This window comes from Micromonospora sp. NPDC005161 (genome assembly GCF_053599855.1).
Genome location: NZ_JBSFYQ010000005.1, coordinates 100898 through 124301 on the forward strand (window position 1 = coordinate 100898; position 23404 = coordinate 124301).

Genomic DNA, 23404 nt, shown 5'->3' on the forward strand with positions numbered 1-23404 from the left:
CTCACCGCTCCTTGTCGAGGATGCCGAAGTAGTCACCGGCGGTGTGCACGTCCTTGTCGCCCCGCCCGGAGAGGTTGACCACGATGGTGGGCTCCTTGCCCAGCTCGGCGGCGAGCTTCGGGGCCAGGGTGACGGTGCCGGCGAGCGCGTGTGCGCTCTCGATCGCCGGGATGATCCCCTCGGTGCGGCAGAGCAGCTCGAACGCGGCCATCGCCTCGTCGTCCGTGACCGGCTGGTAGCTGGCCCGGCCGGTGTCGTGCAGCCAGGCGTGCTCGGGCCCGACGCCCGGGTAGTCCAGCCCGGCGGAGATCGAGTGCGACTCCTGCGTCTGCCCGTCGGCGTCCTGCAGCACGTAGGTGCGGGTGCCGTGCAGCACGCCCGCCGAGCCGCCGGTGATGCTGGCCGCGTGGCGGCCGGTGGCCACCCCGTCGCCGCCGGCCTCGAAGCCGTACAGCCGCACGTCCTCATCGCCCACGAAGGCGTGGAAGATGCCCAGGGCGTTGGAACCGCCGCCGACGCAGGCGGTGACCGCGTCCGGCAGGGCGCCGGTGAGGTCCAGGCACTGCTGGCGGGCCTCGTCGCCGATGCCGCGGACGAAGTCGCGGACCATCGCCGGGAACGGGTGCGGCCCGGCGGCCGTGCCGATCAGGTAGTGCGTCTCGTCGACGTTGGCCACCCAGTCGCGCATCGCCTCGTTCATCGCGTCCTTGAGGGTGCGCGAGCCGGTGGTGACCGGGATGACGGTGGCGCCCAGCATTCGCATCCGGGCCACGTTGAGCGCCTGCCGCTCGGTGTCGACCTGGCCCATGTAGACCACGCACTCCAGGTCGAACAGGGCGGCGGCCGTCGCGGTGGCCACGCCGTGCTGGCCCGCGCCGGTCTCCGCGATCACCCGGGTCTTGCCCATCCGCTTGGTGAGCAGCGCCTGGCCGAGCACGTTGCGCACCTTGTGCGCCCCGGTGTGGTTGAGGTCCTCGCGCTTGAGCAGCACCCGCGCACCGACCTTCGCGGAGAACCGCCGGGCCTCGTAGAGCAGCGACGGGGTACCGGCGTAGTCGCGCAGCAGCGCGCCGAACTCGGCCCGGAAGGACTCGTCCGCCATCGCCGTGCGCCACGCCTCGTTGAGCTCGTCCAGCGCGGCCACCAGGGCCTCAGGCACGAATCGACCGCCGAAGCGGCCGAAGTGGCCGGCGGAGTCGGGCTGCGTACCGGCCGCCGGGGCCAGCGCGTCGGCGCTCATCGGACATCCTCTCGGTGGGGCGTCAGACCGGTGCGAGGTCAGCGCACCGGCCGGGGCGTTGCCGGGTGATTGCCGGCGTTGACCAGCTCGGCCACCGCCTCCCGGGGGCTCTTCTGCGTGACCAGGCCCTCACCGACCAGGACCGCGTCGGCGCCCGCGGAGGCGTACCGGATCAGGTCGTGCGGGCCGCGGACGCCAGATTCGGCGATCTTGACGACGCTGCTGGGCAGGCCGGGCGCGATCCGCTCGAACACCGACCGGTCGACCTCCAGGGTACGCAGGTCACGGGCGTTGACCCCGATCACCTGCGCGCCGGCCTCCAGGGCCCGGTCGGCCTCCTCCTCGTCGTGCACCTCGACCAGCGCCGTCATGCCCAGCGACTCGATCCGCTCCAGCAGGCCCATCAGCACGTTCTGCTCGAGCGCGGCGACGATCAGCAGGACCAGGTCGGCGCCGTGCGCGCGCGCCTCGTGCACCTGGTAGCTGGAGACCACGAAGTCCTTGCGCAGCACCGGCACGGAGACCGCGGCCCGGACGGCCGCCAGGTCGTCCAGCGAGCCGCCGAACCAGCGGCCCTCGGTGAGCACGCTGATCGCCCGCGCTCCGCCGGAGGCGTAGTCGACGGCGAGGTCGGCCGGATCGGCGATCTCGGCCAGGCGGCCCCTGGACGGCGAGGAGCGCTTCACCTCGGCGATCACCGCGACGCCGGGCTTGCGCAGCGCAGCGTACGCGTCCAGCGGCGGCGGCGCCGCCGCAGCCAGTTCACGGATCCGCTCCAGCGGAACCTGTTCCTGGCGCCGGGCGACGTCCTCGCGTACGCCAGCCAGGATCTCGTCGAGCACGCTTACGGACGCTGCCTGACCGGCGTCGTCCCCCTCCGCGTGCGCATGCTCATCAGTCACCATCGGACTCCCCTCTCCGGGTGTCATGGGCCGATGCTAGGGGCAGCCGACCTGAGCCGGGAGCCGGGGGTATGGCGCTGCTCACGAAAAGGCCTGCGGCATAATGGCCGACTTGCCGTGAAGGGGATGTCACTCAGCGCCACCTCCGGCATTAATCCATCGATCATGCCACCCGACCAGCGACAACAATGATAATTGTCGATGCTGTGAGCAAGCTCAAGGCCGAACGGCCGGTGCCTGGTCACGGCCGGGGCGGGACAGTTGACCGGGCGGTCACTCCGGCGAAACGTCAGCCGGCCAGCATCGTCCTCAGGCAGACTCGATGCCGCGCCTGCCCGACCGTCGCCAACTCCTCGTGCGAGGTGACCATGAGCATTTCCGAGCCGACCCCGAGCATCGGGCTGACCACCCTCTCTCGGACGGTGGCATCGCTCGCCGTGGGGGTGGTGCACACACTTGAGCGGGCCGTGGTCGGCGAGGGGCGGATGCGGACCGCGCGCGGCAACGCCTGGGAGGCGGTCTGCGCCGATCGTGCCCGCGCCGACCAGCGCGCCGAACTGGACCGCCTGGTGGCCGAGCTGACCGCCGCCCGCGCCGCCGCCCGCCGCCAGCAGCGGGAGCGTCAGCCGGTCGGCTGACGCCCCGGCCACACCGGCCGTCAGGTCAGCCGGCCGTGGGGTCCTCGCCCCGGTCCAGCGCGTCCCACGCCTCGGTGGTTCGCCGCCCGGCCATCGGTCCGGCCGGTCCGGCCTCCGGAGGCGGGCCCTGCGTGCTGGTCCGCGCCGGCCGCTCGTACCGGGCGCCCATCGCCGGCCAGCCGCCGCCCCGCAGCGCGGTCCACCCGCCACCCGCCACGGCCAGCAGGCCGCCGAGCAGACAGAGCGCCGGCCACTGCCGGCTCACCACGCCGTCGAGGCCGGTGACCAGCCCGTACCCGCCGCCGGCCGCCACGGCCAGACCGAGCGCGCCGAGCAGAACGCCCAGCAGCCGCCGCGCCCGGCCGCGGGTGGCCAGCACCGCGCCCGCGCCGGCCAGCGTGACCAGGGCCAGCGCCGGCAGCCACGGCAGCAGAGCAGCGCCGCTACGGGCGTCGCGGACCGGCGGCAGCGGCGCCGGGCGGGCGGTCAGCTCAACCGACCAGCTCCGGGTCGACGCCCACAGCGCCAGGCCGGCGCCGGCGAGGCAGAGCAGCACGGCGTACGTCAGCTGACGCCGACCCGCCACGGCCCGGTCCTGCGGTTGCGTCGGGCCGGTCATCGGGCCCACCTTTCGTTCGCGACTGCGGGGCTCCGCTGCGCTGCACTCCTCGCGCTCACCGGGCCGGCCGCAACGTCTCGGCGGCCGCGATCGCGGCCAGCACGGCGGCAGCCTTGTTGCGGGTCTCCTGGTCCTCCGCGGCCGGGTCCGAGTCGGCGACCACCCCCGCGCCGGCCTGCACGTAGGCCCGGCCGTCACGGATCAGCGCGGTCCGGATGGCGATCGCCATGTCCAGGTCGCCGCCGAAGCCGAAGTAGCCGACCGTGCCCCCGTAGAGGCCGCGGCGGACCGGCTCCAGCTCCTCGATGATCTCCATGGCCCGCACCTTCGGCGCACCGGAGAGCGTGCCGGCCGGGAACGTCGCGGCGAGCGCGTCGAACGCGGTGCGATCGTCACGCAGCGTGCCGGTCACGGTGGAGACGATGTGCATCACGTGGCTGTACCGCTCGATGGTGGCGAACTCGGGCACCTCCACGCTGCCCGGCTGGCAGACCCGGCCCAGGTCGTTGCGGCCGAGGTCGACCAGCATCACGTGCTCGGCGCGCTCCTTCGGGTCGGCGAGGAGTTCGGCGGCGAGCCCGGCGTCGGCGGCCGGCGTGCCGCCGCGCGGCCGGGTGCCGGCGATCGGGTGCAGGAGCGCCCGGCGCCGCCCGTCCGCACCGCCGGTGACCTTCAGGTGCGCCTCCGGCGACGAACCGACGATGTCGAAACCGTCGAAGCGCAGCAGGTACATGTACGGGCTGGGGTTGCTGGTGCGTAGCACCCGGTACACGTCCAGCGGATCGGCGTGCGTCGACCGCTCGAAGCGCTGGGAAAGCACGATCTGGAAGCACTCGCCGGCCCGGATCGCCTCCTTGGCCGCCTCCACCGCCTTCGGGTAGCCCCCGTCCGGGGTGCGGCAGAGCACCTCACCGGCCGGCGGGCGCTCGACGGTGGAGATCATCGGCGGGATGGGCCGGGACAGGGCGGTCGTCATCGCGTCCAGCCGGCCCACCGCGTGGTGGTACGCGGCGGTGACCTCCGCGGCGCGGCCCGGAGCGTCCGGCGGCGGCAGCACCGCGTTCGCGACCAGGAGGGCCGAACCGTCGTAGTGGTCGAGCACCACCAGGTCGGTGGCGAGCATCATGCCCAGCTCCGGCACGCCCAGGTCGTCCTCGGTCAGCTCGGGCAGCCGCTCGAAGCGGCGGACGAGGTCGTAGCCGAGGTAGCCGACCATGCCGCCGGTCAGCGGCGGCAGGCCGCTGGACGGGTCGCCGGAAGGGCCGGCCAGAGCCGCGACGGTCTCCCGCAGCACCCGCACCGGATCACCCTCGGTGGGCAGCCCGGCCGGCGGTTGGCCGAGCCAGGTCGCCACGCCGTCCCGCGCGACCAGCGTGGCGCTGCTGCGTACCCCGATGAACGAGTACCGCGACCAGGCCATGCCGGCGGAGCCGACGCCCTGCTCGGCGGATTCGAGCAGGAAGGTGCCGGGCCCGCCGGCCAGCTTGCGGTAGACCCCGACCGGGGTCTCCGCGTCGGCCAGCAGCCGCCGGGTGACCGGCACGACCCGCCAGGGGGCGGCCAGCTCGGTGAAGGTGGCCAGGTCGGGGCTCACCGCGCCGTCGGTCATGCGCGTGCCTCGGAACCGGTGACGGGCAGCTCGGTGAAGAAGCACGTCCGGTGTCCGGTGTGGCAGGCGGCGCCGACCTGGTCCACGCTGACCAGCAGCGCGTCCCCGTCGCAGTCCAGCGCCACCGAGCGGACGTACTGGTGGTGCCCGGAGGTGGCGCCCTTGACCCAGTACTCGCGCCGGCTGCGCGACCAGTAGGTGGCCCGGCCGGTGGTGAGGGTGCGGTGCAGCGCCTCGTCGTCCATCCAGGCGACCATCAGCACCTCGCCGGTGTCGTGCGCGCGGACCACGGCCGCAACCAGGCCGTCGGCGGTGCGGCGCAGGCGGGCCGCGATGGCCGGGTCGAGCTGGGACGGGCGGGCCGGCACGGGCGCCGTCGGGCCGGTCGGATCGCTGGGGACGCCGGTCACCGGCGCGTCAGGTACGGGCACAGTGACCCATTGTCCCGCACGCGGCGCGGGTACCGGCGACGGCTCCCGCCGAGGCTGCGGCGGGTGGCTAGAGGGCCGGGCCAGCTGAGCGACGTAACGGTCCAGCCGGCCGTCGACCAGGGCGTCCGCCAGGTCGCTGCCGGCCGCTTCGGCGATCTGCTCGGCGTACGGGCGGATCAGCGGCAGCGTTCCGGCGACCAGTCGCACGGCGGCCGCCCAGAGCTGCTCGGTGGAGCCCGGACGCAGCCCGAGGCAGAGCAGCATGTCGTCCCGGTAGCGGGGCGGGGCGACCGGCAGCTCCAGGGCCGCCGCGAAGGCCGCCCGGCGGGAGAACACCCGTACCGACGGGTTGGCCGGGCGCAGCACGGAGGGCCAGAGCCGGGCCAGGTCGGCCACGGCGAGCCGGACCCCGAGGCGGTCGTCGGCGGCCCGGGCGGCGGCAGCCTTACCCAGCGTGGCGATCAGCTCCTCCAGCCGGGGCGGTTCGGCGGGCTGGCAGAGCACCGGAAGGTCGATGCGGCGCCGCCAGTACGGGTCGGCCCAGAGCAGTCGCGCCGGTGCGGTGACCGGCAGCCCGAATGCCCAGTCGGCCGGCTCACCCAGCCGGTGCACCCAGGAGCGGACGTCCCGCGCGGCCACCGAGACGTGGGTGAGCCGGCCCGCGGACTCGGCCAGGTACGCCCTGCGGGACTCGTACGGGGCGCCGCCGACCAGCACGTCGAGGTCGACGTCGCTGTGCGCGGTGGCGGCCCGCCGGGCGTGACTTCCGCGCAGGAGGATGCCGACGACGGGTCGCTCGGCCGCCTGCCGCAACCGCGCGGCCCAGTCCTCGAGAAACCCGCTGTCCGGTAACGGAGCGTGATCCACGGCGTCATCGTGCCGTACGCCCCATCGGTACGCAATGCCCGTTACCGGACTTGGTGTCCGGTCCGGGGGCTACTGCCCGTTCTCACACTCGGCGCGGCGATACGCGGGGGTCGATCGTTGCGCCGGCGCCGGTATCTCATCTAGCGTTGAGTTCAACAGATGATGAGTTTCCCCGGAGGTACGTGATGGACGACGCGATAGCGGTCCGCGACCTGGAGGTCGACCGGGGCGGGCGGCGGGTGCTGGACGGCATCAGCTGCACCGTCCCGCGCGGTGCCGTGACCGGGCTGCTCGGCCCCAGTGGCAGCGGCAAGACGACGCTCATGCGCGCGGTCGTCGGGGTGCAGGTGGTCACCGGGGGGACGGTCACCGTGCTGGGCCAGCCGGCCGGCTCGCCCGCGCTGCGGCACCAGGTGGGCTACCTGACCCAGGCGCCGAGCATCTACGCCGACCTGACCGTGCGGGAGAACGCCCGATACTTCGCGGCCCTGCACGGGCGGGGTCGCGCCGAGGCGGACCAGGCGATCAGCGACGTCGGGCTGGCCCGGGCGGCCGGCCAGTTGGTCGGCACCCTGTCCGGCGGCCAGCGCAGCCGGGCGTCCCTGGCCTGCGCCCTCGTCGGCGAGCCCGAGCTGGTCATCCTCGACGAGCCGACCGTCGGTCAGGACCCGGTGCTGCGGGCCGACCTGTGGGCCCGGTTCCACGCGATGGCCGCCGCGGGCACCACCCTGCTGGTGTCCAGCCACGTGATGGACGAAGCGGCCCGCTGCGACCGGCTGCTGCTGATCCGGGAGGGCCGGCTGATCGCCGACGACAGCCCGGCCGCGATCCGCGCCGCCGCTGGCGTGGACGACCTCGACGAGGCGTTCCTGCGGCTGATCCGGGCCGGCGAGCCGGGTCCCGCGGAGGCGGCGGGCCCCGCCGACGCCACGGCCGGACGGGACGCGTCGTGAACGCGAGGAGAGCACCCGGCCCGCGGGTCCCGCGGCCGCGAACTGGAGGCATGTCATGAACCCGCGGATCCTGGCGGCCACCACGGGCCGCATCCTGCGCCAGCTCCGGCACGACCGGCGCACCATCGCGCTGCTCGTGGCGGTGCCGTCCGCCCTGCTCACCCTGGTCTACTTCATGTACGCCGACCAGCCGACCCCGCCCGGGCAGCCGTCGACGTTCGACCGGGTCGCGCTGGTGATGCTCGGCATCTTCCCGTTCGTGATCATGTTCCTGGTGACCAGCATCGCCATGCTCCGCGAGCGCACCTCCGGCACCCTGGAGCGGCTGCTCACCACCCCGCTGGGCAAGCTCGACCTGCTCTTCGGCTACGGCATCGCGTTCGGGTTGGCCGCCGCCGCGCAGGCCGTGGTCGCCGCCGGTGTGGCGTACTGGATCTTCGACCTGGACACCGCCGGCAGCAGCGGGCTGGTGATCGGGATCGCCGTGATCGACGCCGTGCTCGGCGTCGCCCTCGGGCTGTTCTGCAGCGCCTTCGCCCGCACCGAGTTCCAGGCAGTACAGTTCCTGCCGGTCGTGGTGATCCCCCAGCTGCTGCTCTGCGGGCTGTTCGTGGCCCGCGACGAGATGGCCGGCTGGCTCCAGGCGCTCAGCGACGCCTTCCCCCTGTCGTACGCCGTCGAGGCGTTGCAGGAGGTCGGCGCCAACGCCGAGCCGACCGGGACGATGTGGCGGGACGTGGTGGTGGTGCTCGGCGCGGTGGTGCTGGCGCTGGTGCTCGCGGCGGCCACCCTGCGCCGGCGCAGCGGCTGACCGGCGGGCGAACGAAGGGCGGCGATGGCGCGGCGGACCGGCCGGCGACCCGGCAACCAGGGCACCCGCGAGGCTATCCTCGACGCGGCGCGGGCGGCGTTCGCCGAGCGCGGCTTCGACGCCGCCTCGATCCGCGCCATCGCCGGCACCGCCGGGGTGGACCCGGCGCTGGTGCACCACTACTTCGGCAGCAAGGACCAGCTCTTCCTGGCCGCGATGAACTTCCCGGTCGACCCGGGAGAGGTGGTGCCGAAGGTGCTCGCGGGCGGCCAGGACGGCATCGGCGTACGGCTGGTCCGCACCTTCCTCGGCGTCTGGGACTCGCCGGCCGGCAGCGCCGGGGTGGCTCTGCTGCGCTCCGCGGTGAGCAACGAGTGGACGGCCCGGCTGCTGCGTGAGTTCATCACGACGCAGGTGCTGCGCCGGGTGATCGACCAGCTCGACGTCGAGCCGACCGAGCTGCCGCTGCGCGGCTCGCTGGTCGCCACCCAGCTGATCGGGCTGGGCATGATGCGGCACGTGATCCGGCTGGAGCCGGTGGCGTCCGCCGACCCGGAGACGCTGGTCGCGGCCATCGGCCCGACCGTGCAGCGCTACCTGACCGGGCCGCTGCCGAGCTAGACCGTCGGCGCTTCCGGCGAGCGGTCAGCCCGGCGGGCGGGCCTCGGCACGGTGGCGCAGCGGCGGCAGCAGCCGGACGAGATCGTCCGGGTCGGCCACCGGGCACGGGAAGGTGAGCCGGACCCGCCGCCGGGCGCCGGGGCGGCCGAGAGCGACCACCAGCCCGTAGCGGTCGATGCGCACCACCCGGGGCGGCCCGTCCGGGGTCTGCTCGGTCAACCCGAGCTGCCGGCGCAGGTACGCGGCCACCTGGCCGGCGTCGCGCTCCGTGAGGTCGGCCAGCAGCCGCGCCTCGACCGGATGCACCGGGTCCGGCTCGGCCTCGGCGTACTCCCCCGGGTCGATCCGCTGCACGACGCCGGCGCGTTCCCAGCGGACCTCGATCACCTCGAAGCGGAACAGCCGGAACCGGACGCCCAGGTCGAGCAGGTCGCCGGTCGGCTCCACCGCGGCGAAGTCGACCGCCGCGCGGCGGGCCTCGGCGCCGTGCAGCTCGGCTGCCCAGCCGGAGACCCAGGCCCGTCCCAGCCCCGGTGCGCCGGCGGCGGGCGGCAGGTCGAGCACGTCGAGCACCACCGCGACGTCGCTGCCCCCGGCGGCCGGCCGCAGCGCGGCGGCCAGGTGGCTGGCCACCGGGACCAGCAGCAGCACCCGACCGTCCGCGTCGGTCACGTGCCGGGCGTGGTGCGGGCCCGGCCGGTGGGCCAGGTGGACGAGACCGGGCAGCCGGCCGGCGACGAGGGTACGAACGATCTCGGCGGGGCTGGGCCGCATGGCGCGACCTCCTTCAGAGGTTAGGCTTACCTAACCCGGAGCGTAGAGCACCCGGCCGGCGGCGTCCAGCCATCAAGCCGCAGGTGGGTACCGCTCCGTTACCGGGTCTGCTCCAGCCAGGACGCGTAGAGCAGGCCGTAGACCGAGTCGGCGTCGCGGACCAGCTCGTCGTGCGGGCCGCGCTGCACGACCCGCCCCCGATCCACCACGATCACCTCGTCGGCGGCCTGCGCCGTGGAGAGCCGGTGCGCGATGGCCAGGGTGGTCCGACCTCGGGTGACCGCGTCCAGGGTGCGTTGCAGGCGCACCTCGGTCGCCGGGTCCACCGCGCTGGTCGCCTCGTCCAGCACCAGCAGGTCCGGGTCGGCCACGTACGCCCGCGCCAGCGCGACCAGCTGCCGTTCCCCCACGCTGAGCGCCTCCCCGCGCTCGCCGACCGGCGTGTCCAGGCCAGCCGGCAGGCCGTCCAGCCAGTCCGCCAGGCCCAGCTCCGTGAAGGCGACGCTGAGCTGCTCGTCGGTCAACTCCGGCCGGGCGAACCGGACGTTGTCCCCCACCGTCGCGTCGAAGAGGAACCCGTCCTGCGGGACCATCACCACACGCGAGCGCAGCGAGTCGAACCGGACCTCCGCCAGCGGCACCCCGGACAGCAGCACGGCGCCCGCCGACGGATCCATCAACCGGGTCAGCAGCTTGGCGAAGGTGGTCTTGCCGCTGCCGGTCTCGCCGACCACCGCCACCCGGCTCTTCGCCGGGATGTCCAGGTCGATGTCGTGCAGCACGGGAGGACCGCCCGGATAGGCGAACCGCACCCCGGCGAACCTGATGTCCAACGGCCCGCCCGGCAGCTCCCGCCCCTGCTCCCCCGGGTCAGCCACGTCCGGGGCGACGTCCAGCACGTCGAGCACCCGGCGCCAGCCCGCGATCGCGTTCTGCGCCTCGTTGAGCACCTCGGTGGCGATCTGCACCGGCTGGATGAAGAGCGTCACCAGGAAGAGGAACGCGGTCAGCTGGCCGATCGACAGCGTGCCGTCCACCCCCAGCGTCACCCCGAGCACCACCACGCCGGCCAGCGCCACCCCGGCGGCGAGCTCGCCGACCGAGCTGCCCACGATGCTGATCCGGATCGCCCGCTGCTGCGCCAGGCGCTGACTGTCGATCGCGTCGTCCAGCCGCCGCGCGGTGCGCCCCGCGATGCCGTACGCCCGGATCACCGGCGCGCCCACCACGCTCTCGCCGATCGCGCCGAGCAGCGTGCCGGTGCGCTGACGCACCGTCGCGTACGCCGCGCCGAGGCGACGCTGCAACTGCCGGATGATGAACACCGCCGGCAGGAACGCCACCAGCACCACCAGGGTCAACTGCCAGGAGTACGCCAGCATGACGATCGTGGTGACCACCAGCTGGCCGAGGTTGACCAGCAGGATCACCCCACCCCACTGGAGGAACTGGGTGATCTGGTCGACGTCGCTGGTCACCCGCGAGACCAGCGAGCCGCGCCGCTCCGACTGCTGGTGCAGCATCGACAGGTCGTGCACGTGCCGGAACGCCCTCGTCCGCACGTTGGCCAGCGCCGTCTCACTGACCGTGAACAACCGGCGCATCATCAGGTAGCCGCAGAGCGTGGTCACCGTGAGGATCGCGGCGGTGATCACCACCACCGACCAGACCACGTTCAGGTTCAGACCGCCGACGATGCCGCGGTCGATGCCCTGCTGCACGGCGACCGGCACGGCCACCCGGCCCACCATGTAGACCAGCGCCAGGGCCAGAGTGCCCGCCAGCCCGGTCCGCAGCTCCGGCGAGAGCGACAACCCTCGCCGCAGGGTCTGCCAGGTCGTCTCGACCCGCTCGTCAGTCTCAGCGCTCACCGGGCCGGCCTTTCGTTCGCGACTGCGGGGCTCCGCTGCGCTGCACTCCTCGCGCTCACCGGTCCACCTCGATTTCCAGGCCCGAGGGCAGCGGCGCGACCTCGTCCTCGTACGGACGCTCCTGCGCGCGGTCGACCTCCGCCTGCTCGTAGGCGGTGACCAGGTCGGCGTAGCCGGGCACGGTGGCCAAAAGCTCGCTGTGCGTGCCCCGCGCGATCACCCGCCCCTGCTCCACGTAGATGACCTCGTCGGCCAGTGCGATGGTGGCCCGGCGGTACGCCACCACCAGGATCGACGCCGCCGGCACGCCGGGCTCACCCGCCGACGAGCGCAGCCCGGCCAGGATGGCCGCCTCCACCCGGGGGTCCACCGCGCTCGTCGCGTCGTCGAGCACCAGCAGGCGCGGCCGGCCGGCCAGCGCGCGCGCCAGGGTGAGCCGCTGCCGCTGCCCGCCGGAGAGCGAGGTGCCCCGCTCGCCGACCATCGTGTCCAGACCCTCGGGCAGCGCCGCGACGAACCCGTCCGCCTCGGCCAGCCGCAGTGCCGCCCAGACGTCCTCGTCGTCGATGCCCGGCCGGTCGAGGGCGATGTTGGCGCGGACCGTGTCATCGAAGACGAACGGCACCTGGGCGACCAGGGCGACCGTGCCGGCCAGCGACGCGGCGGTCAGCTCGCGCATGTCCACGCCGTCCAGCGTGACGATGCCGGCGTCCGGGTCGACCAGGCGCACCGCCAGCGAGGCGATGGTGGACTTCCCGGCGCCGGTCGGCCCCACCAGGGCCGCCGTCCGTCCGGCGGGCACCGTGAAGCCCACCTCGCCGAGCACCTGCACGCCGGGCTGGTGCGCCTCGGCCGGCGGGTAGGAGAAGTGCACGTCGGTGAAGCTGAGGGTGGCCGGGCCCGAGGTGGCCGGGTCGAGCACCCGCCGCCCGTACGGCATCTCGCCGGTGGCGTCGAGCACCCGGCGGACCCGGTCCCAGCCGGCGACGCTGCGCGGCAGCTCGGCCAGCACCCAGCCGATGGCCCGCACCGGAAAGGCCAGCACGGTGAAGAGGAAGGCCACGCTGACCAGCTCGGTGACGCTGATCGCGCCCTGGCGCAGCCGGAACGCCCCGACCACCAGCACGGCCAGGGTGCCGAGGCTGGGCAGCGTCTCCAGCAGCGGATCGAAGACGCCGCGCAGCCGGCCGACCGAGATCAGCGCGTCGCGCAGCTCACCGGCCCGGCCGGCGAACCGGGCGGTCTCCTGCGCCTCCCGGCCCATCGTCTTGACCACCAGGGCGCCGTCGAAGCTCTCGTGGGCGATGCCGCTGACCTCGGCGCGCAGCCGCTGCGCCCGGGCCTGCCGGGGCGCCATCCGGCGGGAGTAGACCACGTTGAGCGCGAACAGCGCGGGGAAGACCGCGAGGCCGACCAGGGCAAGCGCCCAGTCGGTGGCGAACAGCGAGACGATCGCGCCGACCAGCATCACCAGGGTGCCGACCGCGAAGGGCAGCGGCGCGATCGGATACCAGGCCGCCTCGACGTCCGAGTTGGCGTTGGAGAGCAGGGTGCCGGTGGCGTTGCGGTGGTGCCAGGACAGCGGCAGGTCCAGGTAGCGACGGGTGACCCGGCGGCGGTAGGCGGCCTGGAGGCGGTACTGCATGTAACCGGCGCCGAGCCGGCGGCCGAAGATGCCCACGACCCGCAGCACGCTGATGCCGAACAGGGCGATCGCGGCCAGTGCCAGGCTGCCGGTGGCCACCTCGCCCCGCGCGATGGCCGGCACCACCACGTCGCCGACGACCCCGCCGACCACGTACGCGCTGACGATGACCATCGAGCCGAACAGCACGCTGCCGACCACCGCCACCGTGAAGATCCGTGGCTGCTCCCGGATCGCCTGCCGCAGAACCCCCAGCCCCCGGCCGAGCACATCCCGACTTGTCTTGCTCGCCACGCTCTCCCCCGCCGTAAGCCACCATTATCTCCCTCATCCTTACCGGTCAGGACCACCCCCGCCGACTCGGACCGCATATGTCGACCATCACGTATCCGAGGGCGACGAGATCGGTTCTGCCGACCGGGCGTCCGCCGGCGGGCGCCGACGGGCCCGTGGGCCTACGATCTGGCAATGCGGTACGCCCGAGCCGAGCGCGAGGCGCTGGCGGATCTTCTGCTGGCCCTCGGGCCGGACGCGCCGACGATCAACGAGGGCTGGGCGACCCGCGATCTCGCCGCGCACCTGGTGCTGCGGGAGCGCCGCCCGGACGCGGCCGGCGGGATTTTGCTGGCCCCGCTGCGCGGGTACGCCGAACGGGTCCGGCGCCGTCTTGCCGCCCGGCCCTACGCCGACCTGGTGGCGCAGGTGCGCCGGCCACCGGTGTGGAGCCCGGTCAGCAACCCGCTGACCGACGAACTGGCCAACATGCTGGAGTTCTTCATCCACCACGAGGACGTGCGGCGGGCCGGGTCGGGGTGGCTGCCGCGCGAGCTGCCGCCCGGCCTGCAGGCCGCGCTGTGGAGGCGGGCCGGCCCGCTGGCCCGACTGGCTCTGCGCCGCTTTCCGGCGGACCTCTACGTACAGGCGCCGGGGTACGGCGAGATCTCCGTCGGCCGCGGCGGCGAGCGGCTGCGGGTGGTCGGCGCCCCGGCCGAGTTGACCCTGTTCCTTTCCGGCCGGCAGCGGGTGGCCCGCGTCCAGTTGGACGGCTCGGCGGCGTCCGCGCGACTGCTCCGCAACGCCAGCCTGGGATTGTAACTCTCTGTACCTAAACGGTCACGACCTCGCTCGTGGAAAGCATCGCGCCCAGCGACGCGTAACGATCCCTGCTCCCGTACGCTTCACCGCGCCGTTCCGCGCCGGGGCGGCACGAGTGGGGGCGTATTGTGCGGACTTTCGCGATCTCGGCGCTGCGGGAGCCCCCGTTTCCCGTGGGGCGCCACGAGGCCACGGATCGAGTGGCGGACGAGAGCGTCGAGTGGGCGCGCGCGTTCGGGCTGATCGATTCCAGCCATCGGGTCCATCGGCTACAGCGGGCGGACGCCGCCGGCCTGGCCGAGCGAGCCTCCCCCGACGGGTCGGCGGACGGGCTGCGGCTGCTCACCGACCTGATCTCCTGGCTCTTCGTGATGGACGACGCCTGCGACGAGGACGGCCTCGGCGCCGACCCGGGCCGGCTGGCGCCGGCGATCGGCACCCTTCTCGACGTGCTGGACCGGTGCGGTGACCCCGACGTCGTGCCGCCGACCGCGGGGCCGCTGGGTGACGCGCTGCACGACCTGTGCCGCCGGGCCCGGCTGCACGACCGCCCGACACTGCTGCTGCGGTTCGTCAGCCAGGTACGGGAGTACCTGCTGGCGCTGCTCTGGGAGGCGACCAACCGGGAGCGCCGACGGGTGCCCGAGGTCGCGGAGTACGTCCAACTGCGCCGACACATCGGCGGCGTGCACCCCTGCCTCACCTTGACCGACCTGGCGTCGGAGGAGCCGCCCGAGCCGAGCCGGCACGCCGACCCGGCGCTGGCCGCCCTGGACCTGCTGGCGGTGGACCTGGTCTGCTGGTGCAACGACCTCTTCTCCTTCGGCAAGGAGAGCCGGGCCGACCCGGACGCGCACAACCTGGTGACCGTGATCGCCCAGGAGACCGGCACGGACGAACCGGGCGCGCTGCGGGCCGCGGCCGACCGGTTCAACCAGGGGCTGACGGCGTACCTGACCGCGGAGGACGCGCTGCTCGCCAGCGGGGACGAGGGGTTGCACCCGGCGCTCGCCGCCCGGCGCAACTGGATCCGGGCAACCTACGACTGGTCACTGGTGGCCGCCCGTTACGCCTGATCCGGCGTACCGGATGGCGGGACGGGGGGCCCGGACGATCACCAGGGCTAGCCGATGCCCGGCGACAGGCAATACCCTTCGGTAACCACTATGACGTGACGATCGTCACGCCACCACCCCCGAAGGCGGCTACAGCGATGGCTCTCGATGTCCCGTACCGCTCCATCCCGGACATGTTCCTCAAGCGCGTGGCGGCCACCCCCGACCGGCACGCGTTCGCTTACCCGGCCCCCGACGAGTCGGGCCCGGTCTGGCTGACCTGGGAGCAGGTCGGCCAGCGCGCCAAGGCGGTCGCCGCCGGCCTGCACGGCCTGGGCGTCGGCCAGGAGGATCCCGTCGCGATCCTCGCCAACACCCGCCTGGACTGGGTGATCGCCGACCTCGGCATCATGTGCGCCGGCGGGTCGACCACCACCGTCTACCCGACCACCGAGCCGGCGGACGCGACCTACATCATCGCCGACTCCGGTTCGAAGGTGCTCTTCGCGGAGAACCCGGCCCAGGCCGCCAAGATCGCCGGCGCGGACCTGCCCGCGCTGACCCACGTGGTGCTCCTCGACGGCGCCGCCGACGAGACCGCCGCGGTCCCCCAGCTCACCCTCGCTGACCTGGAGGAGCGGGGCGCCCGCGCGCTGGCCGCCGAGCCGGATCTGATCGACATGCTGGTGGCCGGCATCGGTCCGGAGCACCTGGCCACCCTGATCTACACCTCCGGCACCACCGGCCGGCCCAAGGGCGTCGAACTGCTGCACGGCGGCTGGTGCTGGGAGGCCGTGGCGCAGGCCGAGGTCGGGCTGCTCCGCGACGACGACCTGCAGTACCTGTGGCTGCCGCTGGCCCACTCGTTCGGCAAGACGCTGCTCTGCGGCGCCATCCACGTGGGCCTGCCCACCTACGTCGACGGGCGGGTGGACAAGCTGGTCGACCTGCTCTCGGTGATCCGGCCGACGCTGATGTGCGGCGCTCCCCGGGTGTTCGAGAAGGTCTACAACAAGGCGGTGACCACCGCGCAGGGCGCCGGCGGCGCGAAGGCGAAGATCTTCGCCTGGGGCGTCCGGGTCGGCAAGGAGAAGGTGACCCTGGAGCAGGCCGGCAAGCCGGTGCCCGCCGGGCTGAAGCTGCGCTACGGGTTGGCCGAGAAGCTGGTGTTCAGCAAGCTCCAGGCCCGCCTGGGCGGCCGGATGCGGGTGCTGGTCTCCGGCGCGGCTCCGCTCAGCCCGGAGATCGCCACCTTCTTCGCCGCCGCCAACCTGCCGATCTCCGAGGGCTACGGCCTGACCGAGACGAGCGCCGGCAACTTCGTCAACCCGCCGTCCGGGCTGCGGATCGGCACGGTGGGCCGGGCGATGGGCGACCTGGAGTGCCGGATCGACACCGACGGGGAGATCCTGGTCCGCGGCCGGCCGGTGATGCGCGGCTACCACAACCTGCCGGAGGAGACCGCCGCCGCGTTCACCGAGGACGGGTTCTTCCGCACCGGCGACATCGGCAGCCTCGACGAGCAGGGCTACCTGCGGATCACCGACCGGAAGAAGGACCTGGTCAAGACCTCGGGCGGCAAGTACATCGCGCCCTCGCACATCGAGGGGATGTTCAAAGCGATCTGCCCGTACACCTCGCAGGCGGTCGTCGTCGGGCAGGCCCGCAACTTCTGCACGATGCTGGTCACGCTGGACCCGGACGCGATCCGGGGGTGGGTGGCCGGCGGCCCGCTGGAGGGCCGCGACTACTCGGCCATCGTCACCTCGCCGGAGGCCAAGGCGATGGTCGAGGAGTACGTCGCCCAGCTCAACGCCAAGCTCAACCGCTGGGAGACGATCAAGAAGGTGGCGATCCTGCCGCGCGACCTGACCATCGAGGACGGCGAGATCACCCCGTCGTTGAAGATCAAGCGGCGCGGTGTGGAGAGCAACTTCGCCGCCGAGATCGACAAGATGTACGCCGGCACCCTCGCCGAACTCTGAGACGAGCCCTGACTGGGCGTTTTGATCTCTCCTGTTGTGGATTGCTGCTTTCGTCAGCGTGGTCGGCAGGGCATCGGGCAGAGTCGAATGACCACCACCAGGAACGGTTGGGCCCGATTGATGCCGATGCGATACGCCGGCTTTGATCCACGGATCGTGTCTGGTTCAGAAAGCTCTGGAATCGTCGGACTCCAGGTGCTATCCACCACGTGCCATCCACAGTAGACCTACTGTGTGACCGAGCGGCCCGCCTACCCCTCCGACCTGTCCGACGCCCGCTGGGCGCTGATCGCACCACGGCTCTCGGCCTGGCGCCAGGCCCGCACCGACGCAGGCATCGGCGGACGCACCGCCACCCACGACCTACGCGAAATCTTCAACGCGATCCTCTACGTCAACCGCACCGGCATTGCCTGGCGCTACCTGCCACACGACTTCCCGCCATGGCAGACCGTCTACGGCTACTTCACCGCCTGGACCACCAACGGCATCTTCACCCAGCTCAACTACGACCTCACCGCACTGGCCCGCACCAGGGCCGGACGCACCGCACAGCCGTCGGCCTGCGTCATCGACACGCAGAGCGTGAAGACCTCCACCAACGCCCCGCTCGCCACGCAGGGCATCGACGCCGGCAAGAGGATCGTCGGACGCAAGCGCGGCATCGTGACCGACGCCCTCGGCCTGCTGCTCGCGGTCATCGTCACCGCAGCCAGCGCCAGCGACAACACCATCGGTATTGATCTGCTGGAACAAGCCAAAGCCGCCCACCCCGCCCTGTCCAAGTCCTGGGTCGACGCCGGCTTCAAGAACCGGGTGATCGAACACGGCGCCACCCTCGGCATCGATGTCGAGGTCGTCAGCAAAGACCCGCACGTCAAAGGGTTCTCAGTGGTTAAACGCCGATGGGTCGTCGAACGCACCCTGGGCTGGATCATGCTGCACCGGCGCCTCGCCCGTGACTACGAAGCCCTACCGAACAGCTCCGCCAGCATGATCCGCATCGCGATGATCGACAACCTCACCAAACGCGTCACCGACGAAAGCACCCCGACCTGGCGAGACATCTGAATGTTGCATCACTCGCAAAATACGTGAATCAGACGCCCTCTGAGCTCGACCGCCGGCGGCCCCGCACCGATCAGGTCTCGGGGCTGCCGGCGTTCACGGGTGCGCAGCCCGCCGGTGCGTCTGGCCGGCCGCCGCGACCGGTGCCGTGCACCGCTGTGTTCCGCCACCCACCCGCGCCGCCTGCTCCGGTCAGTCGCCCGGAGCCGCGCCCGCGCCGTGCTCCGCGAGGAAGGAGTCCCGCAGCTCGCGGCGGGCAGCGCCGAACAGCCGCACCTCGGCGACCACCATTCCGACGCAGACGGCGGCCAGCAGGCCCAGCGCGGCCAGCGCCGGCAGGTGGTCGGCCACCGGCAGCAGCGCCACCAGCAGCAGCATCGTCGCCACCCGAGGCCAGTTGACCGAGCCCATGTTGCGCAGCCGGAAGCCGAGGTGGCCCAGCAGGTAGAGGATCACGCCGCCGTAGAGGGCCAGCAGTCCCAGCCCGTGCAGCGGGTCGCTCAGCTCGTGCTCGGTGCCGTCCCCCACGTACGACAGCACCTTCTTGAAGCCGAGGGCGAGCAGGATGATGCCGGCCACCATGGGCAGGTGCAGGTAGGTGTAGGAGTCGCGGCCCAGCGCGGCGCGGGCGGCGCCCTCGGCCCGGTGGAGCACCCGCTCGGCGGCGATCGACACCACGTCGAAGTACGCCCACCAGAGCGCGGCGGTGACCACGATGGCCAGCACCGAGGCGACGATGATCGGCCAGGAGATGGGCAGCGCGGTGACCCCCACGCCGATGGCCACCAGCGACTCGCCGAGCGCGATGATGATGATCAGGCCGTGCCGTTCGGTCCAGTGGGCGGCGGAGAAGATCTGCCAGCCCCGCGCCCCGATCGCCATGATCCCGCCGTAGTCGACAGCGAGTGCGAGCACCCAGAGAGCCGTGCGGATCGTGTCGACCTGCTGCGGTGTGTCGGTCAGCCGCTGCGGCACCACCGCGGCGGAGAAGAGCAGCAGCGCCCCGGCGAGCATCGGCAGGGCAGCGCGGAGCAGTTGACGGCGCAGCCCGGCGTCACCACGTGCCGCGAAGTAGTAGAGCACCAGGTGCAGCACCCGGACGACCAGGTAGCAGGCGGCGAAGACCACCGGGCCGGAGAGCCCGCCGGGAAGGTCGTCGAAGGCTTCCGGGATGGTCACCGCGACCACGAACATGGTGGCCATGACGGCGAACAGCACCACCCGCACCAGGCCCTCGTCGGCCCGCACCGTGTTGCCCAGCCAGGCGTAGCAGCACCAGCACCACCAGAGCAGGGCCAGCAGCAGCAGGCCCCGCAGCAGGCCGGCACCGGTGAGGTCGTCCGCCATCAGCGCGGTCACCTGGGTGAGCGCGTAGACGAAGACCAGGTCGAAGAAGAGTTCCAGCGGGGTCACCGTGGAGCCCTCGGTCATCGCCCGCATCCGCGGCGTCCGCCGCGTCGTACCGCCAATCGTCACGGCGCACAGTCTCGCAGTCCAGGCGGACCGGCGAGGCCCCCGCGACGACGTGACGGCGATCCCACCCGGGGCTTGCGCTCGGGGCGACGGTCTCAGGCGATGACGGTGGGCTCGCTCCACCGCTGCCGGCCGGTGCGGTCCAGGTCGTAGCGGACTGCGGCGATCCGCCCGACGGCCTCGACGAGGTCCGCGGCGGGCAGGGTGAACGGCAGCCGCAGGAAGCGCTCCAGGGTGCCGTCCAGGCCGAACCGGGGGCCGGGCGCCAGCCGGACGCCGACATCCTCGGCGGCCCGGGCCAACGCGCTGGAGACCGGGCCGTCCAGTTCGGCCCAGAGCGTCACGCCGCCGCGTGGCACGGTGATCCGCCAGTCCGGCAGCCGGTGCGCCAGCGCGCCGAGCAGCGCGTCGCGCTGGGCGGCGAGTTGGGCGCGGCGGTCCGCGACGATGGCCTTCGCGTCGGCGAGCAGGTGCACGGCGACGAGTTGGTCCAGCACCGGGCTGGCCATGTCCACGCCGACCCGGACGGCGGCCAGCCGCTGCACCTGCGGGGCGGAGGCGCGTACCCAACCGATCCGCAGGCCACCCCAGTACGGCTTGCTCATCCCGCCGATGCTGACCACCCGGCTGTGCCGGTCGAAGGTGGCCGTCGGCGGGGGCAGCTCGGTGCCGTCCAGCGGCAGGTCCACGAAGGACTCGTCGATGACCAGGTCGGTGCCGACGGCGTGGGCGGCGGCCACCACCCGCTCGCGCAGCGACGCCGACATCAGGTGCCCGGTCGGGTTCTGGAACTCCGGGATCAGGTAGGCCAGCTTGGGTCGGGTCTGCCGGAGGCTGCCCAGTAGCAGGTCGGACTCCCAACCGGCGTCGGCGGCCAGGCCGTGGGTGGCGATGCGAGCGCGCCGGCCGGCCAGCGCGGCGAGCGCGTTGGGGTAGGTCGGTGACTCGACCAGCACGCTGCCGCCGGGGGCCAGGGCGAGTCGCAGCACCAGGTCCAGCGCGTGCTGGGTGCCACTAGTGATCATGATCTGGTCGGCCGAGGTGGGAAGGCCCCGGGCGGCGTACCCGTCGGCCACCGCCTCGCGCAGCTCGATGATCCCGGTGGGGTGGTAGCCGGCCCCGCCCAGGTAGCGGGGCAGGTCCTCGGCGGCGGCGCGGGCGGCCGCCAGCAGTTGCGGCGGGGCGGCCAGCGCGGCGACGCCGAGGTCGATCATCTCCCGGTCGTCCAGCGGGGTCCACAGCCCGGTGCTGGCCACCCGGTGGTTACCGGGCAGCATGGTCCAGCTGCCGGCTCCCCGGCGGCTGGCCAGGTGCCCGGTCTCGCGCAGCTGCCGGTACGCGGCGGTGACCGTGGTCCGGCTGATCCGCAGCGCCTCGGCCAGCTCCCGTTCCGCCGGCAGGCGGACGCCGAGCGGCAGCCGGCCGTCGGCGAGCAGCCCGCGCACCGCGCCGGCCAGGGCGGCGTAGTCGGGGCTGCGGCGACGACCCGGCAGGGCGTGCCACTGCCCGAGCAGACGGGCCAATTGGCTGCCGCGCACCTGAGCTGTCATGGCCACTCCTCCGATATTGGCTTCTTCCTCCGGGAGGATTGGCACCTAGGGTGGCATGCATGGCACTGATTGGCAATCTGCGGCACCGGCCTGCGCGACGGCTGGCCCAGCTGTACGCCGGGCTGACCCTGTACGGGATCAGCATGGCTCTGATGATCCGCTCCGACCTGGGCCTCGACCCGTGGGACGTGTTCCACCAGGGGTTGGCCGAGCTGACCCGGCTCTCCTTCGGCACGGTCACCATCGGGGTCGGCGCGCTAGTGCTGCTGCTCTGGATTCCGCTGCGGCAACGCCCCGGCCTCGGCACGGTCAGCAACGTGGTGGTGATCGGCCTGGTGGTGGACGCCACGCTGGCCCTGCTGCCGGCCGGCGGCCCGCTCGGCGTCCGGATCGCGCTGCTGATCACCGGGATCGTCGCCAACGGCGCCGCCACCGGTCTCTATCTCGGCGCCCGGCTCGGCCCCGGCCCACGCGACGGGCTGATGACCGGTTTCGTGGCCCGCCGACCCGGCCGTTCGATCCGCCTGGTGCGCACGGTCATCGAGGTCACCGTGCTGGCGCTGGGCTGGCTGCTGGGCGGCACGGTCGGTGTGGGCACCGTGGCGTACGCGCTGGCCATCGGCCCGCTGGCGCAGCTCTTCATCCCGCTGTTCGCGGTGCCCGAACAGCACCCCGCGGCACCCGACCCACTGCCCGGCGTGCCCGACCCCTCGGCCACCGCGCCGGGAGCCGTCACGCCGGTGGGCCCGGCGGGCTGAGCGTTCACCGACGGTCCGCGCACCGGCACGCGCCGGTGGTGGAGGCGGGCCGGTTGGTGGGTTGGTGTTCCCTTCCGCGACGCTCGCCGTCATCATCTCTGCATGGGGGAGAACGGTTGGCGCTGGACCGACGCCTGGATCTTCGTGTCGCTGGTGATCGCGAGCGGGGCGGGGCGGCACCGTCGGTCCGCCACCAGCCGCCGTCCGGAGGGCGTCCGCCTGGCCGACGTGCTCTCCACCGCCGATCACCTCAACCAGGCGATCCCGCAGCGGCACGAGGTGGAGGCCGCCGTCCGACGGCTGGTCGGCGCCGGTCTGGTCAGCGTCGCCGACGGCTGGTTCCGGATCACCGCCGAGGGCGAGCAGCTCTGGCGCTCCCGGCCACGCGCCGGTGTGGCGACCATGGTGGACACCGTCCAGGGCGTGCTGAGCCGCCGGCACGCGCCGGGCAGCGCCGAGTGGAACCTGGACGAGGCCGACCACGCGGCGGCTGTCCAGGAGTACGCGGTCCGCTCGATTCCCACACCTCGGCGTTCACCGGAGGGTCACTCCGGAGGGCACTGATCGGGCTCAGCGCACCGGGTGGCCGCTGCGGCGCAGCGCGTCCTTGACCTCGGCCACGGTCAGCTCGCCGAAGTGGAAGACGCTGGCGGCGAGCACCGCGTCCGCCCCGGCACCGATGGCGGGCGCGAAGTGGGCCACCTCGCCGGCGCCACCGCTGGCCACGACCGGCACGTCCACCACCGCCCGTACCGCGCCGATCAGTGCCAGGTCGAAGCCCGCCTTGGTGCCGTCGGCGTCCATCGAGTTGAGCAGGATCTCCCCCGCACCCAGCTCGGCGCCCCGCTGCGCCCAGTACACCGCGTCGATCCCGGTGCCGCGCCGGCCGCCGTGCGTGGTGACCTCGAAGCCGCTGGGCGTGGTGCCGGCCGGGGCCCGGCGCACGTCGAGGGAGAGCACCAGCACCTGCCGGCCGAACCGGTCGGCGATCTCGGCGATCAGCTCCGGCCGGGCGATGGCGGCGGTGTTCACGCCGACCTTGTCCGCGCCGGCGCGGAGCAGCGTGTCGACGTCGGCGACCTGCCGGACGCCGCCGCCGACGGTCAGCGGGATGAACACCGACTCGGCGGTGCGGCGCACCACGTCGAGCATGGTGCCCCGGTCGCTGGAGGACGCGGTGACGTCGAGGAAGGTCAGCTCGTCCGCGCCGGCCCGGTCGTAGGCGGCGGCCAGCTCCACCGGGTCACCGGCATCACGCAGGTCGAGGAAGTTGACCCCCTTGACCACCCGCCCGGCGTCCACGTCCAGACAGGGGATCACCCGCACCGCCACGGTCATGCCCGCCAGCCTATCCCTCCGCGACACGACGGTGGCCGGCCTGTGTGGCCGGCCACCGCGGGTGCCGTTTGGTGCTGTGCGTGTTAGGAAGGGGCCCTTCC

General features: G+C 73.2%; 21 protein-coding genes and 1 pseudogene. 10 read left to right on the forward strand and 12 right to left on the reverse strand.

The window, feature by feature from the left end; all coding sequences use genetic code 11:
- Position 1: 1 nt before the first annotated feature.
- Positions 2–1240, reverse strand: a complete 1239-nt coding sequence (trpB, locus tag ACWD5O_RS07085; protein ID WP_450084801.1) for a tryptophan synthase subunit beta — start codon at positions 1238–1240, stop codon at positions 2–4.
- Between the two features lie 38 nt (positions 1241–1278).
- Positions 1279–2082 carry an indole-3-glycerol phosphate synthase TrpC gene (gene trpC / locus ACWD5O_RS07090; protein WP_354965120.1) on the reverse strand — a complete coding sequence of 268 codons (804 nt, stop codon included), beginning with the start codon at positions 2080–2082 and terminating at the stop codon, positions 1279–1281.
- Between the two features lie 428 nt (positions 2083–2510).
- Here trpC and ACWD5O_RS07095 point away from each other — a divergent pair, with 428 nt between their 5' ends.
- The gene (locus tag ACWD5O_RS07095; protein ID WP_210911902.1) at positions 2511–2780 is read left to right on the forward strand and encodes a hypothetical protein; all 270 of its coding nucleotides are present in this window, start codon (positions 2511–2513) and stop codon (positions 2778–2780) included.
- 25 nt (positions 2781–2805) lie between these two features.
- Here the strand turns inward: ACWD5O_RS07095 and ACWD5O_RS07100 are convergent, their stop codons facing one another.
- From ACWD5O_RS07100 to ACWD5O_RS07115, 4 genes and pseudogenes are all read right to left on the reverse strand, one after another.
- Complete coding sequence (locus ACWD5O_RS07100; RefSeq protein ID WP_450084802.1) at positions 2806–3399, reverse strand: Trp biosynthesis-associated membrane protein; 594 nt, start codon at positions 3397–3399, stop codon at positions 2806–2808.
- Positions 3400–3454: 55 nt separating this feature from the next.
- Positions 3455–5008, reverse strand: a complete 1554-nt coding sequence (locus tag ACWD5O_RS07105) for an anthranilate synthase component I (RefSeq protein ID WP_450084803.1) — start codon at positions 5006–5008, stop codon at positions 3455–3457.
- Positions 5005–5439: a phosphoribosyl-AMP cyclohydrolase gene (gene hisI / locus ACWD5O_RS07110; RefSeq protein WP_450084890.1), complete on the reverse strand. Its 435-nt coding sequence runs from the start codon at positions 5437–5439 to the stop codon at positions 5005–5007. The genes ACWD5O_RS07105 and hisI overlap by 4 nt, the downstream gene beginning before the upstream one ends.
- Positions 5440–5619: 180 nt before the next feature.
- A pseudogene (locus ACWD5O_RS07115) lies at positions 5620–6306 on the reverse strand (phosphoribosyl-AMP cyclohydrolase); the annotation flags it as partial.
- Positions 6307–6491: 185 nt separating this feature from the next.
- Between ACWD5O_RS07115 and ACWD5O_RS07120 the strand changes: the two are divergent.
- Genes ACWD5O_RS07120 through ACWD5O_RS07130 form a run of 3 tightly spaced genes read left to right on the forward strand, consistent with a single transcriptional unit; the run spans position 6492 to position 8691 of the window.
- Positions 6492–7259 carry an ABC transporter ATP-binding protein gene (locus tag ACWD5O_RS07120; RefSeq protein WP_450084804.1) on the forward strand — a complete coding sequence of 256 codons (768 nt, stop codon included), beginning with the start codon at positions 6492–6494 and terminating at the stop codon, positions 7257–7259.
- A gap of 55 nt (positions 7260–7314) precedes the next feature.
- Positions 7315–8070 (forward strand): ABC transporter permease, encoded by a 756-nt coding sequence (locus ACWD5O_RS07125; protein ID WP_450084805.1) that lies wholly within the window; start codon positions 7315–7317, stop codon positions 8068–8070.
- A gap of 24 nt (positions 8071–8094) precedes the next feature.
- A complete protein-coding gene (locus tag ACWD5O_RS07130) occupies positions 8095–8691 on the forward strand; it encodes a TetR/AcrR family transcriptional regulator (RefSeq protein ID WP_354964966.1) in 597 nt (198 codons plus the stop codon).
- 24 nt (positions 8692–8715) lie between these two features.
- Here the strand turns inward: ACWD5O_RS07130 and ACWD5O_RS07135 are convergent, their stop codons facing one another.
- From ACWD5O_RS07135 to ACWD5O_RS07145, 3 genes are all read right to left on the reverse strand, one after another.
- A complete protein-coding gene (locus ACWD5O_RS07135) occupies positions 8716–9465 on the reverse strand; it encodes a DUF2470 domain-containing protein (RefSeq protein WP_450084806.1) in 750 nt (249 codons plus the stop codon).
- A gap of 98 nt (positions 9466–9563) precedes the next feature.
- Complete coding sequence (locus ACWD5O_RS07140; RefSeq protein ID WP_450084807.1) at positions 9564–11336, reverse strand: ABC transporter ATP-binding protein; 1773 nt, start codon at positions 11334–11336, stop codon at positions 9564–9566.
- Positions 11337–11391: 55 nt separating this feature from the next.
- On the reverse strand, positions 11392–13275 hold the full coding sequence (locus ACWD5O_RS07145) for an ABC transporter ATP-binding protein (protein WP_450084808.1): 1884 nt from the start codon (positions 13273–13275) through the stop codon (positions 11392–11394).
- Between the two features lie 174 nt (positions 13276–13449).
- On the opposite strand from ACWD5O_RS07145, the gene ACWD5O_RS07150 reads away from it, so the two are divergent.
- From ACWD5O_RS07150 to ACWD5O_RS07165, 4 genes are all read left to right on the forward strand, one after another.
- Positions 13450–14076, forward strand: a complete 627-nt coding sequence (locus ACWD5O_RS07150; protein WP_450084809.1) for a TIGR03085 family metal-binding protein — start codon at positions 13450–13452, stop codon at positions 14074–14076.
- Positions 14077–14276: 200 nt separating this feature from the next.
- Positions 14277–15152 (forward strand): terpene synthase family protein, encoded by an 876-nt coding sequence (locus ACWD5O_RS07155; protein ID WP_450084810.1) that lies wholly within the window; start codon positions 14277–14279, stop codon positions 15150–15152.
- A gap of 137 nt (positions 15153–15289) precedes the next feature.
- Entirely contained in the window at positions 15290–17116 is a 1827-nt protein-coding gene (locus tag ACWD5O_RS07160; protein WP_354964971.1) for an AMP-dependent synthetase/ligase, read from the forward strand.
- Positions 17117–17350: 234 nt separating this feature from the next.
- Entirely contained in the window at positions 17351–18187 is an 837-nt protein-coding gene (locus ACWD5O_RS07165) for an IS5 family transposase (RefSeq protein WP_450084811.1), read from the forward strand.
- A gap of 189 nt (positions 18188–18376) precedes the next feature.
- On the opposite strand, the gene ACWD5O_RS07170 is transcribed toward ACWD5O_RS07165, so the two are convergent.
- Both ACWD5O_RS07170 and yczR read right to left on the reverse strand, forming a co-directional pair.
- The gene (locus tag ACWD5O_RS07170; RefSeq protein ID WP_450084812.1) at positions 18377–19660 is read right to left on the reverse strand and encodes a low temperature requirement protein A; all 1284 of its coding nucleotides are present in this window, start codon (positions 19658–19660) and stop codon (positions 18377–18379) included.
- A 92-nt stretch (positions 19661–19752) separates the two neighbouring features.
- A complete protein-coding gene (gene yczR / locus ACWD5O_RS07175; RefSeq protein WP_450084813.1) occupies positions 19753–21207 on the reverse strand; it encodes a MocR-like transcription factor YczR in 1455 nt (484 codons plus the stop codon).
- A gap of 59 nt (positions 21208–21266) precedes the next feature.
- On the opposite strand from yczR, the gene yczE reads away from it, so the two are divergent.
- Positions 21267–21965, forward strand: a complete 699-nt coding sequence (yczE, locus tag ACWD5O_RS07180; protein WP_450084814.1) for a membrane protein YczE — start codon at positions 21267–21269, stop codon at positions 21963–21965.
- A 102-nt stretch (positions 21966–22067) separates the two neighbouring features.
- Positions 22068–22529, forward strand: a complete 462-nt coding sequence (locus ACWD5O_RS07185) for a hypothetical protein (protein WP_089019770.1) — start codon at positions 22068–22070, stop codon at positions 22527–22529.
- Positions 22530–22535: 6 nt separating this feature from the next.
- Here the strand turns inward: ACWD5O_RS07185 and hisF are convergent, their stop codons facing one another.
- Positions 22536–23303, reverse strand: coding sequence for an imidazole glycerol phosphate synthase subunit HisF (gene hisF, locus ACWD5O_RS07190; RefSeq protein ID WP_450084815.1), 768 nt, complete (start codon positions 23301–23303; stop codon positions 22536–22538).
- Between the last annotated feature and the right edge of the window lie 101 nt (positions 23304–23404).